Origin of the sequence: Ruegeria sp. Alg231-54, from assembly GCF_900143525.1 — a bacterium.
GTDB lineage: Bacteria > Pseudomonadota > Alphaproteobacteria > Rhodobacterales > Rhodobacteraceae > Ruegeria.
This window is the reverse complement of sequence record NZ_FREZ01000003.1, coordinates 273,432-289,838: the sequence shown is the minus strand read 5'-3', so window position 1 is coordinate 289,838 and position 16,407 is coordinate 273,432. Positions and strand designations below refer to the sequence as shown.

Below are 16,407 nucleotides of genomic sequence, written 5' to 3'. Positions count from 1 at the left end.
GGTTCGATATGCGTAAACTTCTTCTTATCCTCCCCTTCCTACCTACGACGGCCTTAGCTCAGGCTCAGACCGGATGGGGCAACGTTGGCCAACAAGAGGAAAAGGGATTTTCCTGGACCGACCCTCTGTGGCCCGATTTCTGGATGGCCTGGACGCCTGCGACACTTGCAGTTTTCGTTGGGATATTCTCAGCCATCGCGCTGATTGGCGTTCTCGAAGGCATCAAGTATCGCGACGGGATTGAGCGGAGCGGCGTGTTGGGTTTGACCACCACGCTCGGCGATCGTCTCTTTATCACGCTTCTGGGCTCGGCCTACATCTTTTTGGCCTGGCTCGGATTGGTTGGGCAACCGGTTTGGACGCCGCTGTTTTTGTCCATCGGTTGGGGCATCTTCGTCTTCTGGAAAGTTTAGGCTTTGCGAAATAGTGAAAGGATGCTTGTCTGTCAGGCATACTAAAAAATGGCGACACCGAGACTGATGCGAAAGAAAAAAACTACAAACTTGCTGACCGAAGTGGAACTTGAGTTCATGAACGAACTCTGGGCGCTGGGTCAGGGCTCGGTCCGTGATGTTCTTGATCGTTTGGCGCCAGATCGAAATCTGGCCTACACATCCGGCGCAACAATTTTGCGCATTCTCGATGAAAAGGGATTTGTACAAAGCGAAAAGAACGGCAAATCGTTGATTTATAGGCCACTTCTGGAAAAAGACAGGTATCAGTCGCGTTCGTTGCAAAATCTCTCCCGGACGTTATTCGACGACACCCCCGCAACTTTGGTTGCAAGGTTGGTCGACGATGCGGGGCTGACAGAAGATGATCTTGAGGAAATTCGAGCACTGGTAGAGAGGAGACTGCAAAATGACGGCGGTTAAACCGGTTCTCGACGCTTTTCTCGAGTTAAATGTTGTACTTGGATTGTCGGCACTTATCTGGCTGGCGGTGCGCGTCGTGTTCGCGCGATCGTCTATGCGATATGGGTTTGTTGCACAACTTCGATCGCTCAAAGCACTTTGTATTTGTGTTGTGCTGAGCCCGGTGCTGGCCATGGGTGTCTCGGCCTTTATCGGTTTTCTGTGGCCTGGACGCGCAGTCGCGCTGGGGGATCTGGCCGTGGCTGCCTACTTGCGTGGTGATATTGCCATGCCGGCTGCGCAGTTCGAAACCCTGCTGAACACGCGTGAACGTTGGCTTGATCACGTTCTTTCTGGTTCGTCTGTCCTTGTAACATGCGTTTTGATTGCATTCGCCCTGGTGTCGACTTTCTTGACAATTCGTGTGCTTCGCGATGCATGGGCAATTCGCAAAACCGTGAGATCCAGCTTTCTTTGGCGGCGGTCGTCGAGGGTAGACATCCGTTTGTCGGACCGGATAACCGTACCCTTCGCTGTGCGCGGCCTACGTCGCCGCCACGTCGTCTTACCCAGCCATTTGCTGAATACACCGCGTGAATTGCGGTTCGCTCTGGCACACGAATTTCAACACATCCGTGCCATGGATGTGGAGTGGGAGCTGGGCTTTGAGCTGATGCGCCCGCTACTGTTCTGGAACCCGGCATATCTGGTGATTAAGCACCAGTTTGACCGACTGCGCGAGTTGGCCTGTGACCAATCCGTTGTCTCGCGTAAGGGGATAGACGCCAAAGACTATACGGCCTGTTTGCTGGATTACTGTTCGCGATCTCTTACAATGAACTGCCCACGTATTCTTCATGTGGCCTTGGTGAACGGGACAAAAGCAAAGCACGTGTTGCGTTTGCGTGTGATTGCCTTGACCGAAGCGTCGACGGCAAGTCCTCCTCTGCCTGCCGTATTTCTTGGGATGACCCTAGCATTGGCAACCATTCTTGCCATCAGCTCGGCGTCAGTACGCCAAACTCAGGATTGGAGCCACGATCGCTTGATGCTGTCGACAGTTGTTAATCTGGAACGACTTGAGGCTCGCACTCAGGGGAATTGACTCGCGGTGACGATCTCCAGCCAGGGTTGGAGAGACGGATTGCGGTGTTATGCGCATGTGTTCAGTGCCGGGCATTTTTGGCCCGAGGCTGACGCATGTTGAGTTCCTGATGTGGCAGGGGTGCCTCTTTTTCATGCAATCAGGCAGAGGTAAGTCGTTAAACAAACGTACAACCGCTTGCGCAACTGGCACGGTGTTGTTGTGCGGGCCCGAATCCAGTGCCGGTTGCACAAATCCCAAAGAATGGATCAGATATCAAACGAGAGTCTGACGGCAAATAATCAAGCTCTGTATTAATCTCCTACAGGTTGTATATTTGTTGGCACAGCGGGACAGTCAAACCCGAACAACCATGCAGTCAGATTGACTATAGAGACCAATAGAATTGAATTGGATCAAAATTTTTGGTTTTCTAGCCGAACAATTGAAAGATAGCGATGTAGATCAGGGAAATAACCAGTGCAAATGCACCAACGATCTGAGTAATTCCCGATATTGCTTCCCATAGCATGGGTGTTCTCCTTCGTTTCGGCCTATCGGCGATTCCGTTTTGAGATACCCGGTCTATGAATCAACGAAGTTCAGCCGCTGGCGTAAACCGTGCAAGCCAGACAATGCACCGCTGCGCATCGCGATCTTCATACGTGTCCAACGCGCCCTCGGGGTCCAAAGTGAACGCATTTTCGGCGCCTTCACTAAGAGTTGTCAAACGCATCGAATACCATGCAGTCACACCTCCGCGCGGGGGGCGTCGAATATTGGAAACTCAGGGTCGCCGCCTTGCTCGTTTAGCCAGGTATTCGCAAGCGATGGGTTCAAAACCATTGCGCGGGCAAGACTGATGGCATCTGCCGCGCCGTCCTTCAATGCTTGCACCGCCTGCGCGCGAGTTTCAAAGCCGCCGGTTAGAACGACGGGAATGGATGTCACGTCCTTGGCAAGTTTGCCAAAGTCGATGAAGTAAGGTCCGGGCGAGCAAGCACCATCGGAGCTTGATACAGCACCCGGGAAATAGGTTCCGCCGCTGACGTCGACCAGGTCAGCCGATGTTGTATCAAGCAATCGCACAACTTTCAGCGTTTCGTCCTGCGACAAGCCACCTTCGAACATGTCGGTAGAGTTGATCTTGATGCCAATCGGGTAAGCTGGTCCGACAGCTTTCCGCACCGCGTCAATCACTTCGCCGATGACACGGAAACGCCCGTCAACTGCGCCGCCATAGGCATCGGTCCGGCGGTTGAACAGAGGTGACAGAAACGGGCTGAACAGAAAACCGTGACCGGCATGGATCAGGACGCCGCCGAAACCGACCTCCTGAGAAAGAACAGCGGCTTGAGCATAAGATTGGGGCAGGTCTTGGATTTCATCCAGATACATGCCGTCGCATTTCAAACCCTCGACATCCAGATGGTACAAGGCCACACGATACATGATCGGCGGCATCAATATCCTTCAGCGGAGCGCAGATCGCGGGGCTTCTGTGAAGGTGCTTGATGAGCGCTGGCTCGACCTACCACTCCGATGGGCAAGAGCATCCTCGCTTTCCTTAGGGCATTGGACGAAGGCGAACGGGAACGAATCACTCGGCGCGCGAACGAGGGTCGTGCCGGCGCTGCGCAACAGGCGTTATATTTGGTCGGCTATCGCACTCGATCTCGGCGTGGCGCACACTACGATCTCAAGGCTGCGTGAATCTGACAGGCTCCAACGTCCGCAAGCAAGAGGTTTCCTAAAAACACTGTAAGTGCCACAAAAACCATAGTGTTCGGAACTATGGACGTTGCCGCTCAACTACTCGGTTTCATTATCAACGTACTCCGACAGGCTATGTCGGATCACCTAGTTTGCGAGGCTGAGTTCGAAATAAAATCAAGTACTTAGGTTTTTGAGTTTCGGAGACTCAAAAATCTACCGAGACATACCTAGTTCGAGAGCCAGACTTCCGATCAACACGCAAAGAGTACTAGAGCGAGCCCAACCGAGACGTTGACAAGGATGCAGCGAAAGTCAGTAGTCTCAGACCTGTTGAAGACCGTGTCAATAAAGCTGCGAAGGTTTTAGGTTCTTTGTATTGCTTTAGCGGATCGAGCCCATACCGGCAAACTAGGGATCCTTGCAGTTATGTGAGACGCTAAAGTAAGAAGGCACTTGCTCTTCGCCCCAAATCTTGTTGCCAACTTTCTTTGGGTTGTTTCTTAAAATAGCATTTCTCACTGCAAAATACCGGTCGTTTGCCTGTTTTGCTTCATCAACGGATTGGTAGTTGCTGTTCTGTATTGCAGATTGCGACAGCCCACTGAAAACAGGCTCGATAACGTTGAGGAACTGTGCGCGTGCTGGAAGCGGGCGCAGCTTAACTAACGGAGACTGGTAGGTGTTGCGGTATTCTCGTTTGTTGACGCGCTTCACTTCTGCGAAAAATTTTTTGAAAAATGCCACGAAGCTGCATCCCATGACAAAAAGAGCCTCCTACAATCAAAGTACTCATGCAGAAGAACATGCAGAAGCTTAATCATCTCATCTGTGTCTTTCTTCTTGGAGTAGAAATGGGTGATTTGATTGCTGCTCAGTTCCAAGGCAGCAGATACAATCAAAAAGCCTTCCGAGTGTTGGTATTGGGGAACAGTTGGCCGTGTAGCACGTTTCACCAAGCGCCGGCCGCCTCGCTCGCGTGCAGAGATTTGGCCGTACTCATCCATCGAGAAGAATCGGTCCATGGGGCCAAATCGCCGCAAAGTGCGCGTGATCTTGACAAGTCTTTCTCGATAGTCGGGGTCGTTGCTGGTAAGCACCTCGCGTGTTTTGCACTGTGAGTAGCCTGTCTCTGGGAATATCTGACCCATTGTGTTCTTGTTGACTAACGTCCCTTTGGCTTTCAAAATACGATGCAGCAGATCGATGGCCCACGTGGTTTCAAAAAGCTGATCTCTCAGCTTTTGATCGTCGTATTTGCGAGAGTTCTTTGGAAATCAATCAGGCCTTCGTGATCGCCGATCTCAAAACGCCTGACTAACAATCTGATCGTCCACCAGGTGTAGCCTATGAACTCGGCGATTGACCGCGACACGTCCAGATTTCAGTGAACGTTCCAACGTGTGCTGACGTCGACTTGTAATGCCTAGATCGTCGAAAAATGCAAAGAGCACAAAAATCTTAAGGTGTTGAATTCAATGCGAGGCGAGTCTCGTTAATTCGTACTCCGACAGGTTATTTTAGCACATTTGGGGATACGCATAAACAATCTTATGGTAAATAAAATTATTGAGATTTACCGCCAAGTTAGAAAATCAACGCCAGACACCTGCAAGGTTGACCCACGCGAATTCATCTACCATCCTATTTGCGTATAGCTTGTTATATTGTGCGAACCTGCACGTTTGTTTTGGCAAGGTCGATGAAATGACCGATAAATCACAAAAGACCTACGTGCATGACACCCACCGTCTGCGCGACCCCGCGCACACCTTAAGCATCGTGCAACCATTTCTTCGGGAAATGGGCATAACTCGGATCGCAAATCTGACCGGCCTGGATCGGATTGGTTTGCCGACCGTTATGGTTGCTCGTCCCAATTCCCGATCTGTTGCGGTGTCACTTGGTAAGGGACTGTCGTTGCAGGCAGCGCAAGCTTCAGGCGTTATGGAAGCGATCGAATCCTGGCATGCGGAACGTGTGCGACTTCCGCAACGGCTTGCCAGACATACCGATATGGCTGATGAAGCAACCGTTGTGGATGTGGAGCGATTGCCTAAGGTCACCGGCGCGCAATTTGATCCCAATAGCAACATGTTATGGGTCGAAGGCCGGGATTTGAAAAGCCAACACGCCTGCTGGGTTCCGCTTGAGATTGTGGACACAGATTACACCACTGCTCCTCTCGCCGGACAGCGCGCCTTTCCCAGAACAACAAACGGTTTGGCTTCGGGCAATAATGTCGCCGAGGCAAGTTGTCATGCGATTTGCGAATTGATTGAGCGCGATGCAACGACGTTGTGGTCTCATCAAACCACGACCGCGCGTATTGATCCCGGCACTGTCGACGATCCACGATGTCAGACGGCCATTGGAAAAGTCATCGCCGCAAATCTGGAGATCGGACTGTGGAACACCACGTCGGATACTGGAATTGCCAGTTTTCGGTGCGTGATCTGTGAGGCCGGCGGGCAACCTGGTCACATCGGCATCGGCGACGGATGCCATCCGGATCGAGCAATCGCGTTGCTGCGCGCGGTGACAGAAGCTGCTCAGACCCGGCTGACCTATATCTCGGGCGCCCGCGATGATCTGGATCCGGCAGAATTCACTGACCAGGCGCAATCTGACCGGTGTAGATATGTACGGGATCTGATCGATCGTGCCCCTCCGACAGAGAATTTCCAGGACTGCCCGACGCATTTAACCAAGACATTCGAGGATGACCTAGCTTTGCTGTTGAACAGGTTAGAGGCCGTCGGGATTTCTCAGGTGGTGATCGTGGACTTGTCTCGGCCTGAATTTGATCTATCGGTCGTTCGGGCGGTCATACCAGGCTTGGAGGCGCCACATGACGATGCGGATTATATTCCTGGCTTAAGGGCATTACAGATCAGGGACGAATTTACATGACCGTCGTTGTATTTGTGGGCCCTACCCTGCCAGCACAGGAAGTCACGGCACAATTGAATGCTGCGATCCTGCCCCCTGTTCAGCAGGGTGATGTTTATCGTGCAGCCAAGGACCAACCGCACGCCATCGGGATCATAGATGGGTTCTTCGAAGGTGTGCCCTCGGTCTGGCACAAGGAAATCTTGTGGGCGATGGAGCAAGGGATACCGGTCTTCGGCAGCGCCAGCATGGGCGCCCTGCGTGCCGCGGAACTTGCCGATTTTGGAATGATCGGTGTTGGCGGGATCTTTGAGGACTACCTCAGCGGCGTTTTGCAGGATGACGATGAGGTCGCGGTTCTGCACAGCCCGGCCGAGTTGGGATTTCAACCGCTCAGTACACCGATGGTGTCTATCCGAGCCACAGTCAAACAGGCGCAGGCCCAAGGGATTTTGCGTTCTGAAAGCGTCGCCACTATCCTAGAGCATGCGAAATCCAGACACTATCGGTACCGCATCTGGCAGAACATCGGCAAAGAGTTAAGCGGCCTGCCGGGAATAGCGGCCTTCTTAGATTGGCTGCCCAACGGCCAAATTGATGCCAAGGCAGATGACGCCCGCGCGATGCTGGCCCTTATGGCGGATTGCCTGTCGCAGGGCACCCTACCCCCAAGTCCCGTAACACGGACCGAGCCAACATTAGTCTGGAAGCATTTGCGCAAACGCATCGACACCAACGAGGCCAAGAACCATGCGGTGATCGACGAGTTGAGGTTAAACCCGGAACTTTACGCCGAATTGCGCAACCGCGCAGTGCTGAGCGTGATGGCACAGGAAGAAGCCGCCGAGCTGGATCGGCAACCTGATCGTGACGCCCTGATCCGGCAGATGACGGACCACAGGGCCAAGGCTGGATTGTCTCATAAAACGCATTTGATGGAATGGCTGGCCGCCAATGATCTGAACCTTGCAGAATACGAGGACATTCTGGCAGATGCCGCCCGGATCGATGCGACGGTCGTCGCGCGTTTGGCCCAATTGGATGTGCCATTGCTGGCCGAATTGAAACGAACCGGAAAGTATGCCGATCTACGGGAACGGGCGGCCGCCAAGGAAAAAGCTGCGATTGTGAATGGGCACCTCTCGGGCGCGGATCGTCTGCGTATGGTCGTGTGGTATTTTGAAACGCGCCTTGACCAGGACGTGCCGGATAACTTGGACAGCTACGCAACCTCGCTTGGCCTATCCGGGCGCGCGGAGCTTGGTGAGTTGATCGAAGCAGAGTATTTGTTTTGCCACAGGAGTGCCTGTGCGGACGTCCCAAAAAGCAAGGTGACTTCCGCCCGGCACGAGGGGTCGATTGATGAACACACATGAGACTGTAAGCGACGAAGAACCCGGCACACGGTTCCTGCTATATCCGCAATCACCTTTTCTGGAGCCGGGTGCGCAACCGGAGCTTGTCGAAATTTCGGCTCCGCAAGGCAGCATCGGACCGGGCCCATCCGGACCACGCATGTACACTGTAAATCCTGTCGGCAAAACCACACCTTACGGCGCCATCGTTCCGGGGCCAAATGGACCGGGTATGTATCTGCCACCTTGGGACGGATACTTTCAACCGCCCGCGATGCCTGATGAGTTAGGGAACTTCTTTCATATTGCCCCGTCGGACCCCTCATTTGAGGCGGCGCATTTGTTCGGGTCAGCTCACTTTACAATGGATGTTTGGCAAGGGTATTTTGACCGGCCGATCCCATGGCATTTCTCACGCGATTTCAACCGGCTGGAGCTGTCGCTGCTGCCCAGCCTGGATAACGCCCATATTGGCTGGGGATTTCTGGAAACAGGCGGCACACACGAACATGGCGATGAGTACCGCCCATACAGCCTGAACTTTGACGTTGTCTCCCATGAAATTGGACATGCCATTATCTATAGCGTCATTGGTATGCCGTCAGACGGGGATGCGTCGGGAGAATATTACGGTTTTCACGAGTCCGCTGCCGATATGGTCGCCCTTCTTGCGTCGCTGCATTTTGGTTCTGTTGTTGACGCATTGTTGAAAAACACGCGGGGCAACCTGTACACCTTCAATCGTCTGAACCGGTTTGCCGAACTGGGGGAAAACGCGCAAATCCGAATTGCCGCCAACACACGGTCCATGTCAGAGTTTGCGGCCGGATGGACCAGCGAACACGATCTGTCCGAACCATTGACCGGAGCGATGTTCGACATTTTCGTAGATATTTATCACGAACGCCTGCTGCTGCATGGGCTGATCTCACCTGAAGAAGAACACCTGTCCGATCAACTGGAAGACTCTCCGGATTACAGCGAGGTTATGCAGGGTGTGTTCGATGCCCGTTATGCCGAAAACCCGGAAGGTTTCCGGATCGCTTTGCTTGAAGCGCGCGATTTTCTGGGAACCTATCTGGCCGACACATGGGAGCGGCTGGATGCCGATATCCTCAGCTATTTCGGCGTCGAAAAAGCACTGCTGGCGGTCGATCAGGAAATCACTGGCGGTGCGTTTCGCAACATCATCGAAGGCAACTTCCGCATGCGTGATATTGGTCTGACATCTGCCGGTCCACGTCTTCCCGATCCCGAAGAAGACAGCCACTCTGCTTCGGTTCGTACGCAGGTGCCGGAATGACGTGTAAAATCCTTTATTTTTAAGCGGTTTTATGGCATGCAATCGGAAGAAGATTATTGGAACGCATTTGCTCGAATATTTTTCGAGTTTATTTTGAGGGGGAGATGAGGGTTCTGGCTTCGTCGATCCCATAATTGGGAGAGAGAGATATGCCTGAATCCTTGCTCAGTTTTTCAGAAGTGTTGATATATGGCCGTGAGCTCGAAGATTTAGAATACAAACGTATCCCGTCCAAAGGAAAGGGCGCCAACAAGCATCTCGACGATCAATTTGGGGTGGAAAAAGGGGAGAAAGGTCCTCGGTTCGCCAAGATTTATGGCTTTGCCTTTGAGGGCACCTATTACGATATGCCGGAGCCGGTGATTTTTCTGGTTCATGGTAAAGGTGAGCTGGTCGCTGATCCCAATAAGCCTACAGACGACGCATCCCGAGCGCCGCAAGACCCGAGTATTGGCGGCGTCGCAGCGGCCGACTATCAGGTCGCCGATGGCATCCGCGTCTGGCGGTACGACAAATCTGACCAGACCATGCGTATGGACGTGATGACCGGCCAGTTCGAACAAGTCCTGTTGGACATCTATTTCGGTTTTGACAGCCCAGCTATTAGCGGTGCCAAAGTCAGCGGCGCGAAAGTAAGTGGGGCCAAGGTCAGCGGTGCCAAAGTCAGTGGCGCGAAGGTGAGCGGTGCCAAGGTCAGCGGCGCAAAGGTACGCGGCGGCGACTAAATCCAGTTTTCGAAAGTAAGCTCAGGGGCACCGGAACGCGGTGCCCCTTTGCATTTTAGAACCCGGCCTTTTTCAGACCTTCCACAAAGTGCTGCGTGTCTTCCTCTAGCCGATCCGGTTGAACGGTTGTCCACCGGGCCAGCGAAAAGTTCGGATGCGCCTCGCGGTGCTTTTCCCTTATGAGGCGGGCCATGTCCGTTTGACCCAGCTGAGCATAGCTGGCGGCCAGCATACGCTGCCCTTCAGTCGGATTGTTCATCTTGTTGACTGTCTCAATTACATCCTCATAGCGTCTGAGGTTGTAATACGCTCCGCCCAAGTGCCAAAGGTATTGATCCGGGAAATAGGGATTTAGACGCATTGCTTGCTGAAGATGCGTTATGGCCGTCTCGTTATCGCCCGAATGGGCCAGAGCATCGGCAAAGTCAGAATGCATATCTGCGTCATTTGGGTTTAACGCCAGCGCCCTCTGATAGGATTGGATGGCTGCGTCATGCTCTTTGCGGTACAGGTGCACATAGCCCAATTCGCCGAAACCACGCGCGTCGGTCGGGTCCAGCTCAATCGCGCGCTGCGCCAACATCAGCGCCTTTTCCAGGGATTGTGACGGCTCTTCGGCCCAGGAATAACGCCAGTCGATATTTAGAGTTCGCGACAGCGCTGCTGCAGCACGGGCATATCCTTCGTCCCGTTCAAGGGCTGATTGATAGAAATTCTGTGCCTTGCGGTTGTCGTTTCGGGTATATTTGAAGATGTGGTGCTGACCTTGAAGGACCGAACCATAGGCCTCAAGATCGTTTGGAATCGCCTGAATCATGCGCTGTTTTTCATGCGACTCGATCATCACCGCAGTGGCCGCCACAATGCACTCCGTGACCTCATCAAGAATGTCGAAAATATCGTCGATCTTGCGATCGAACCGTTCGCCCCAGATCGTGCGCTCGGTGTTGGCATCAATCAACTCGGCGGAAATCCTGATCCGACTGGCTGACCGACGTACACTGCCGCGCGCGACATAGCGGACATTCAGCTTTTGCGCGGCCTCTTTCGGAGGCATCGACTGTGTCCTGAAGAAAAATGACGAATTCCGGGCGATGATAAAAAGGTTCCGGAACTTGGACAGATTCATGATGATGTCGTCCGTCAGGCCTTCGGCGATCCAGCTGTCGGACTCATCGCCGCCAGAGCTGCTGAAGGGCAGAACGGCCACCGACGGCGTATCCGGCCGTTCGAATATGTCCCCTTTCAAATCCGGGCGCATCGTGCCGGCCATGGTCGCGCCGGCCACTTCGCTGCGGACGCAGTAGGTCGAGACAGGATTCATGATATTCTTGAGCTGTTTTGGCCCCAGAAACTCGTACCCAAAGCGCAGGCGATTGCAGACCTGATCATACACGGCAGAGCTGACATAGACCCGCTCAGGCTCGGCTATTTCTTGCAACCGGGCCGCGATATTGACGTTGTCGCCGTGAATGCCGCGCTCGTCTATCAGTATCTCACCAAGGTGAATCCCAGCCCGGAACGTGATTCGCTGATCCTGCGCGCGGGTTTTATTCTGATCGCTTGCGATTTGATGCAATTCGACCCCGAATTCCACTGCGCTGGTGGCAGTTTCGAACAGGGCCAAAATCCCGTCCCCACGTACCTCAACCACTCGGCCGTTGTACTTTGCGCACGATGCCTCAAGCAAAGAAATCAATGCTTTCAATTCATTATAGGTATCCAGCTCATTCTCGCTCATAAGCCGGGAGTATCCTACGACATCGGCGAACAATACTGCGCCAAGCCGTTGAGTAATTGGAATGTCAGAAATTGTCGTACTCACAAGTGTTACTCTTTTTTCGGATTCATAGCGGACCCGTAACCAACATATATCAAAAAACGTTTTTGACGACCGAAGCAGTTTTGATTGGAACTGATCACACCTCTGCGATCTGAGGCGGCCATGACCAGGCGGCGCAATCATTCGGCCCCAATGTCACGACCGTAGTCGCATCAAGTTCCTGTGCCAGAACGTTTCGGCGAACCATCCACTCGGACTTCAGAATGCCCACAACAACCATATCCTGAAACTCACCTTCAGCGAACCACGCTTGACGCATCGTCCCTTCAATCTGGAATCCTATCTTGGCAACAAGATCACGGCTGTGATGATTGTCCTCACGATAATAAGACGTTATGCGGTTCAGCCCCAGTTGTCGAAATGCCAGATCCAGCACCAAAGCGGATGCCCGGAGCCCGACGCCGGATCTGCGCATTGCCTTGTTAACGAAAACTGCAACCACTGCATCGCGATTGATGTTCGAGATAGACTCGAGCCCGGCCAGTCCAACGGCCTCACCTGCGGAGGACTCGACGACAAACCAACATTTGCGGCTGGCATCGGAAGACGTAAATGAATCTCTCCAAAATTCTTCGGCATGCGATGTATTGAGGGGCACGCGCGTTGTACGATCGAAACGCGCAAGGTCTTCAACGTCCTGAAACCAACTCAGAACGGAATCCAGATCTGCCCTTTCCATTGGGCGCAACCTGAACGTGTTTTGTGAATTGTTGCTCACGATAAATAGTACCTTTGAAAGAAATCAGTAAAATCTGCTCGGACACTAGCACAAAAAATTAAAAATTACGAAATGAGATTACAGTAACTCTGTCCTCTGTTTAATTCGCTGCAAGATTTGAGTTTTTGATGCAGTGGGTCGATAATTTTGCTGTCCGGTCAAATGCAACGGAATTTCCCATCCACACCTCTGTTTGCTAATGATGGCCCCGGAAGCTCTGAGCAATGGGAACACCATCAATGAAAATGCTGCGTTTCGGTCCCAAGGGCGCCGAAAAGCCTGGTCTAATGGATGCCAAAGGCGCAATTCGCGATTTGTCGGGTGTGATTGGTGATCTCACAGGCGAGTCGCTTGGCGATGAGGCCTTGGACCGATTGCGCAGGTTGGATACGGCAAGCCTGCCTCTGGTGGATGGTCAACCGCGGATTGGCGCTTGCGTCGGTCAGGTCGGTAAGTTCGTCTGCATAGGTCTGAACTATGCCGATCATGCGGCCGAAAGTGGGATGGAGCTGCCGCAGGAACCGGTGATCTTTTTCAAGGCGACATCAGCTATTGTTGGCCCCAACGATACGGTTGAAATTCCACGTGGATTGGTCAAAACTGATTGGGAAGTCGAGCTGGGCGTAGTGATCGGGACAGAGGCCAAATACGCCTCGGAATCCGAAGCCTTGAACCATGTCGCCGGTTATTGCGTCGTCAACGACATATCAGAACGCGATTTCCAACTGCACCGTTCGGGCCAGTGGGTCAAAGGCAAATCTGCTGACACTTTCGGCCCGATAGGCCCATTGCTTGTGACACGGGATGAGGTACCCAATCCGCAGGACCTGCAAATGTATCTTGAGGTGAACGGGCAACGGTTTCAGGATGGATCGACCCGAACGATGCATTTTAGCGTGGCGACTGTAATCTCTCATCTGTCGCAGTTCATGTCGCTGCAGCCGGGAGATGTGATTTCAACAGGCACCCCTTCGGGCGTGGGCATGGGCCAATATCCGCCTACCTATCTAAAACCCGGCGACAGGATGGAGTTGGGCATCAAAGGCTTGGGCGTGCAACGGCAGAACGTTATGCAGGGCTGAGCCCCCTGTTTGTGCAATTGTCACAATTTCCCGCAACAGAAAGAGGGCTAAAAAGTCACTCGGGCCAGGGCAGTGAATAAGTTTTGACGTTGGTGAAAAATTTCATCGCCTCGATCACGCCTTCCTTGACGCCGTTGCCGCTGTCCTTGATGCCGCCAAAAGGAGACATTTCGATCCGGTAGCCGGGCTGTTCCCAGATGTTGCAGGTGCCGACGTTCAAACCGTTGATGTAGGTAATCGCCCGGTTCAGATCGTTAGTGCAAACGCCCGCCGCCAAACCAAATGCGGTTCCGTTTGAGATCACCATGACTTGCGCATCGTCATCTGGAACACGAACGATTGGCACGATTGGGCCAAATGTCTCTTCCATTACCAACTCGCTGCCATGGGGCACCTTGTCGACAACGATCGGTGGCAACAGTGCACCGACGCGGCCGGGGTGATAGAGGATTTCCGCGCCCTCTTGTTCAGCCTTCAGCACGCGGTTTTCGAACAACTCCGCGGCTTGTGCGTGGATAACGCAACCCAATTGCGTTTCCGAGTCCTGAGGGTCACCAAACCGGATCGCCTTGGCCTTTTCCAGGACAAGTGGCACAAATCTATCTGCCACACTTTCCTGAACCAGAATGCGTTTGATCGCGGTGCAGCGTTGCCCCGAATTCCCTGTGGCCCCGGCCACAGCTATGCTGGCGGCCTTGTCCAGATCGGCGTCATTCAGATCATTCAGCACGATCAGAGGGTCATTGCCGCCCAATTCCAGTGCCTGCCGTTTGTAACCTGCCTTGGACGCGATCATCTTGCCCACCGGCACACCGCCCGTGAAGGTGACTATGTCGATGTGTTCATTGGTGATCATCTCATCGCCGATATCTCTCGGCCAACCTGTCACGACGTGAAACATTTCGGGCGGCAGCCCTGCCTCGTACAGAATGTCCGCCAGCGTCAGGGCCGTCAGTGGGGTCAGCTCGGTCGGTTTGCAGACCATGCAATTATTGGTGGCAATGGACGGCGCAATCTTGTGACTGACCATGTTCAGAGGGTGATTGAACGGTGTAATCGCGCTGATGGTTCTGACCGGCTCGCGTTTGGTGAAAATCTTGCGCGCCTTGCCGTTGTGGGTCAGATCGCACGAGAAAACCTCACCATCGTCCTTCAGGGCCTCGGAGGCAGCGAACTGAAAAACGTCCTGCGCGCGCCTGGTTTCATAGATCGAGTGCTGATGGCAGATGCCAAGTTCAAGCGTCAGCCATTTTGCGAGGTTTTCGCGATTCTCACCAATCAACGCGCCGGCGCGCCGCAAAATCTCGCTGCGTTCGTAACGCGTCAATTTGGGCGTGTAATTTGCGGCGATCTCAAAAGCTTTGCGTACATGTTCAGAAGTGCCGGCAGGGACGGTACCGACAACTTCACTCGTGTAGGGGTAGTGGACCGGGATTTTAGCATCGGTAAAGACAATCTCGCCACCAATACGCATGCCTTCGTTGCGGATGCCGGATGTGTTCATGATATTGTCCATGATAAAGGGGCCAACGCTGTGCTGGCAAACAGCGGTGCTTCAAAATTGCGCAATGGCGGGCCCTGCCAAGTGTCGATCACGCAACTGAAGATGAAGGGAACGCCCCGCTCGGTCAATCCACTGTGTCAGTCCAGTGCTGGAATGAAACTCGATATCCAAGTTACACCAATAGTCTTAGCTGCCACTTTCGTGCGACCACGATCTGCGGAAGTTATGCGGCGAAACCTTGTACCGGCCTCGGAAATGAACCGAAAGCCTGTCCGTACTGGAAAACCCGGATGCAAAGGCAATCTCGGATACGCTGAGGTCGGTTTCATTCAATAGGGCGAAGGCGCGATCCAGCCTGAGGTTGTTGTAATACTGGCCGGGCGACATCTTTGTGTACTGCTGGAACAGCCGTTCCATGTGGCGTCTGGACAGTGACGCCTGATCCGCCACCGCCTCAAGGCTGAGCGGCGATTCAATGTTGTCCCGCATGATTTGGACAGCTTCGACCAGCTTGCCGTTGCGCGTCCCCAAAAGGGCCGAGACGGGCGAAACCTGATTGCTGCCACTTTCACCGACGCGCCGATGCAGACACATCTCGGACACGTTGATGGCCAGGGCGTTGCCGAACAATTCCTCAATCACTTCCAGCATCATATCAGTGCTGGCGTGCCCTCCTCCGCAAGTGCGCAGCTTGCCGTCTATCTCATACAGGCTCTGGGTTGGTGTCATTGTCGGAAAATACTCGCAAAACCCGGGGCGATTTTCCCAATGAACGGTGAACTTTCTGTCGCCGATCAGGCCTGCTTTGGCCAAAGCAAATGCCCCGGTGCAGATACCGCCAAAATCACATCCATGTGCCTTTTGCCGACGGATCCAATTCAGAACCCGGGTGTCAAACGAGGCCATCGGCTCAGTGCCGGAACACACGAAGGTATAGGCCCCCTGCTCCAGATCGTGCATGGGTTGGTCGGCTTGAATGCGGATTCCGTTCGAACACGTGACCGGTGCGCCATCTGCGGACAGGACGTACCATTCGAACAATTGCTTTCGTGCCAGTTGGTTTGAAATACGCAAGGGTTCAATCGCTGCGCTAAACGCCAACATCGTGGTATTAGGCAGCAACAGGAAATGAAAGGCCTTGGGGGGTCCATCATAGGGAACGTCGACGGAAATCGCCCCCCTGGGCAGGAAACGTTGGCTGTCCACTACACCCCTCCTTCGCGTTCGAATACCGCATCGTCGCTGGCCTGCTGAAACGCTCGAGCAACTTTAAGTTATCAATAGATGTAAGACCCTTGGAAATCGAACGCTCATTTTGTATTTTGGATACAACT

16 protein-coding genes are annotated in these 16,407 nt (G+C 53.4%); 8 read left to right on the top strand and 8 right to left on the bottom strand.

The window, feature by feature from the left end; genetic code table 11:
- Positions 1-143: 143 nt before the first annotated feature.
- The 3 genes from DHN12_RS08160 (at position 144) to DHN12_RS08150 (ending at position 1,959) form a co-directional block, all read left to right on the top strand.
- Positions 144-413 carry a DUF2160 domain-containing protein gene (locus tag DHN12_RS08160; protein ID WP_306418399.1) on the top strand — a complete coding sequence of 90 codons (270 nt, stop codon included), beginning with the start codon at positions 144-146 and terminating at the stop codon, positions 411-413.
- A gap of 66 nt (positions 414-479) precedes the next feature.
- Positions 480-875, top strand: a complete 396-nt coding sequence (locus DHN12_RS08155; protein ID WP_108859924.1) for a BlaI/MecI/CopY family transcriptional regulator — start codon at positions 480-482, stop codon at positions 873-875.
- Positions 862-1,959 (top strand): M56 family metallopeptidase, encoded by a 1,098-nt coding sequence (locus DHN12_RS08150; protein WP_108859741.1) that lies wholly within the window; start codon positions 862-864, stop codon positions 1,957-1,959. Before DHN12_RS08155 ends, DHN12_RS08150 begins: the two co-directional genes overlap by 14 nt.
- A gap of 571 nt (positions 1,960-2,530) precedes the next feature.
- Here the strand turns inward: DHN12_RS08150 and DHN12_RS24765 are convergent.
- The 4 genes from DHN12_RS24765 to DHN12_RS24425 all read right to left on the bottom strand — a co-directional run bounded on the left by DHN12_RS24765 (position 2,531) and on the right by DHN12_RS24425 (position 4,802).
- On the bottom strand, positions 2,531-2,674 hold the full coding sequence (locus DHN12_RS24765; RefSeq protein WP_234416579.1) for a hypothetical protein: 144 nt from the start codon (positions 2,672-2,674) through the stop codon (positions 2,531-2,533).
- A gap of 14 nt (positions 2,675-2,688) precedes the next feature.
- Positions 2,689-3,402 (bottom strand): hypothetical protein, encoded by a 714-nt coding sequence (locus DHN12_RS08145; RefSeq protein WP_234416578.1) that lies wholly within the window; start codon positions 3,400-3,402, stop codon positions 2,689-2,691.
- 660 nt (positions 3,403-4,062) lie between these two features.
- On the bottom strand, positions 4,063-4,398 hold the full coding sequence (locus tag DHN12_RS08135; protein ID WP_159089994.1) for a hypothetical protein: 336 nt from the start codon (positions 4,396-4,398) through the stop codon (positions 4,063-4,065).
- Entirely contained in the window at positions 4,365-4,802 is a 438-nt protein-coding gene (locus DHN12_RS24425) for a hypothetical protein (protein ID WP_159089993.1), read from the bottom strand. The genes DHN12_RS08135 and DHN12_RS24425 overlap by 34 nt, the downstream gene beginning before the upstream one ends.
- Before the next feature lie 556 nt (positions 4,803-5,358).
- Between DHN12_RS24425 and DHN12_RS08125 the strand changes: the two genes are divergently transcribed.
- The 4 genes from DHN12_RS08125 to DHN12_RS08110 all read left to right on the top strand — a co-directional run bounded on the left by DHN12_RS08125 (position 5,359) and on the right by DHN12_RS08110 (position 9,926).
- Positions 5,359-6,564 carry a YcaO-like family protein gene (locus DHN12_RS08125; protein WP_108859738.1) on the top strand — a complete coding sequence of 402 codons (1,206 nt, stop codon included), beginning with the start codon at positions 5,359-5,361 and terminating at the stop codon, positions 6,562-6,564.
- Complete coding sequence (locus DHN12_RS08120) at positions 6,561-7,919, top strand: TfuA-like protein (protein WP_108859737.1); 1,359 nt, start codon at positions 6,561-6,563, stop codon at positions 7,917-7,919. The genes DHN12_RS08125 and DHN12_RS08120 overlap by 4 nt, the downstream gene beginning before the upstream one ends.
- Positions 7,906-9,201 carry a hypothetical protein gene (locus DHN12_RS08115; protein WP_108859736.1) on the top strand — a complete coding sequence of 432 codons (1,296 nt, stop codon included), beginning with the start codon at positions 7,906-7,908 and terminating at the stop codon, positions 9,199-9,201. The genes DHN12_RS08120 and DHN12_RS08115 overlap by 14 nt, the downstream gene beginning before the upstream one ends.
- A 149-nt stretch (positions 9,202-9,350) precedes the next feature.
- Complete coding sequence (locus DHN12_RS08110; RefSeq protein WP_108859735.1) at positions 9,351-9,926, top strand: pentapeptide repeat-containing protein; 576 nt, start codon at positions 9,351-9,353, stop codon at positions 9,924-9,926.
- A gap of 55 nt (positions 9,927-9,981) precedes the next feature.
- Here DHN12_RS08110 and DHN12_RS08105 read toward each other — a convergent pair whose 3' ends face one another.
- Both DHN12_RS08105 and DHN12_RS08100 read right to left on the bottom strand, forming a co-directional pair.
- Positions 9,982-11,751 carry an adenylate/guanylate cyclase domain-containing protein gene (locus tag DHN12_RS08105; protein ID WP_234416577.1) on the bottom strand — a complete coding sequence of 590 codons (1,770 nt, stop codon included), beginning with the start codon at positions 11,749-11,751 and terminating at the stop codon, positions 9,982-9,984.
- A 94-nt stretch (positions 11,752-11,845) separates the two neighbouring features.
- Positions 11,846-12,448: a GNAT family N-acetyltransferase gene (locus DHN12_RS08100; protein WP_108859733.1), complete on the bottom strand. Its 603-nt coding sequence runs from the start codon at positions 12,446-12,448 to the stop codon at positions 11,846-11,848.
- 278 nt (positions 12,449-12,726) lie between these two features.
- Here DHN12_RS08100 and DHN12_RS08095 point away from each other — a divergent pair, with 278 nt between their 5' ends.
- On the top strand, positions 12,727-13,569 hold the full coding sequence (locus tag DHN12_RS08095; protein ID WP_108859732.1) for a fumarylacetoacetate hydrolase family protein: 843 nt from the start codon (positions 12,727-12,729) through the stop codon (positions 13,567-13,569).
- A gap of 55 nt (positions 13,570-13,624) precedes the next feature.
- Here the strand turns inward: DHN12_RS08095 and phnY are convergent, their stop codons facing one another.
- Together phnY and DHN12_RS08085 are read right to left on the bottom strand one after the other, a co-directional pair.
- On the bottom strand, positions 13,625-15,085 hold the full coding sequence (gene phnY / locus DHN12_RS08090; RefSeq protein WP_234416576.1) for a phosphonoacetaldehyde dehydrogenase: 1,461 nt from the start codon (positions 15,083-15,085) through the stop codon (positions 13,625-13,627).
- Between the two features lie 174 nt (positions 15,086-15,259).
- Positions 15,260-16,279, bottom strand: a complete 1,020-nt coding sequence (locus DHN12_RS08085; RefSeq protein WP_108859731.1) for a GlxA family transcriptional regulator — start codon at positions 16,277-16,279, stop codon at positions 15,260-15,262.
- Between the last annotated feature and the right edge of the window lie 128 nt (positions 16,280-16,407).

Coding starts and splice junctions, on each gene's coding strand:
- DHN12_RS08160 (WP_306418399.1), top strand. CDS start 144: ATGGCCTGGACGCCTGCGACACTTGCAGTTTTCGTTGGGATATTCTCA.
- phnY (WP_234416576.1), bottom strand. CDS start 15,085: ATGGACAATATCATGAACACATCCGGCATCCGCAACGAAGGCATGCGT.
- DHN12_RS24425 (WP_159089993.1), bottom strand. CDS start 4,802: ATGGGTCAGATATTCCCAGAGACAGGCTACTCACAGTGCAAAACACGC.
- DHN12_RS08150 (WP_108859741.1), top strand. CDS start 862: ATGACGGCGGTTAAACCGGTTCTCGACGCTTTTCTCGAGTTAAATGTT.
- DHN12_RS08125 (WP_108859738.1), top strand. CDS start 5,359: ATGACCGATAAATCACAAAAGACCTACGTGCATGACACCCACCGTCTG.
- DHN12_RS08100 (WP_108859733.1), bottom strand. CDS start 12,448: ATGGAAAGGGCAGATCTGGATTCCGTTCTGAGTTGGTTTCAGGACGTT.
- DHN12_RS08095 (WP_108859732.1), top strand. CDS start 12,727: ATGAAAATGCTGCGTTTCGGTCCCAAGGGCGCCGAAAAGCCTGGTCTA.
- DHN12_RS08110 (WP_108859735.1), top strand. CDS start 9,351: ATGCCTGAATCCTTGCTCAGTTTTTCAGAAGTGTTGATATATGGCCGT.
- DHN12_RS08145 (WP_234416578.1), bottom strand. CDS start 3,402: ATGCCGCCGATCATGTATCGTGTGGCCTTGTACCATCTGGATGTCGAG.
- DHN12_RS08120 (WP_108859737.1), top strand. CDS start 6,561: ATGACCGTCGTTGTATTTGTGGGCCCTACCCTGCCAGCACAGGAAGTC.
- DHN12_RS08155 (WP_108859924.1), top strand. CDS start 480: ATGCGAAAGAAAAAAACTACAAACTTGCTGACCGAAGTGGAACTTGAG.
- DHN12_RS08115 (WP_108859736.1), top strand. CDS start 7,906: ATGAACACACATGAGACTGTAAGCGACGAAGAACCCGGCACACGGTTC.
- DHN12_RS24765 (WP_234416579.1), bottom strand. CDS start 2,674: ATGCGTTTGACAACTCTTAGTGAAGGCGCCGAAAATGCGTTCACTTTG.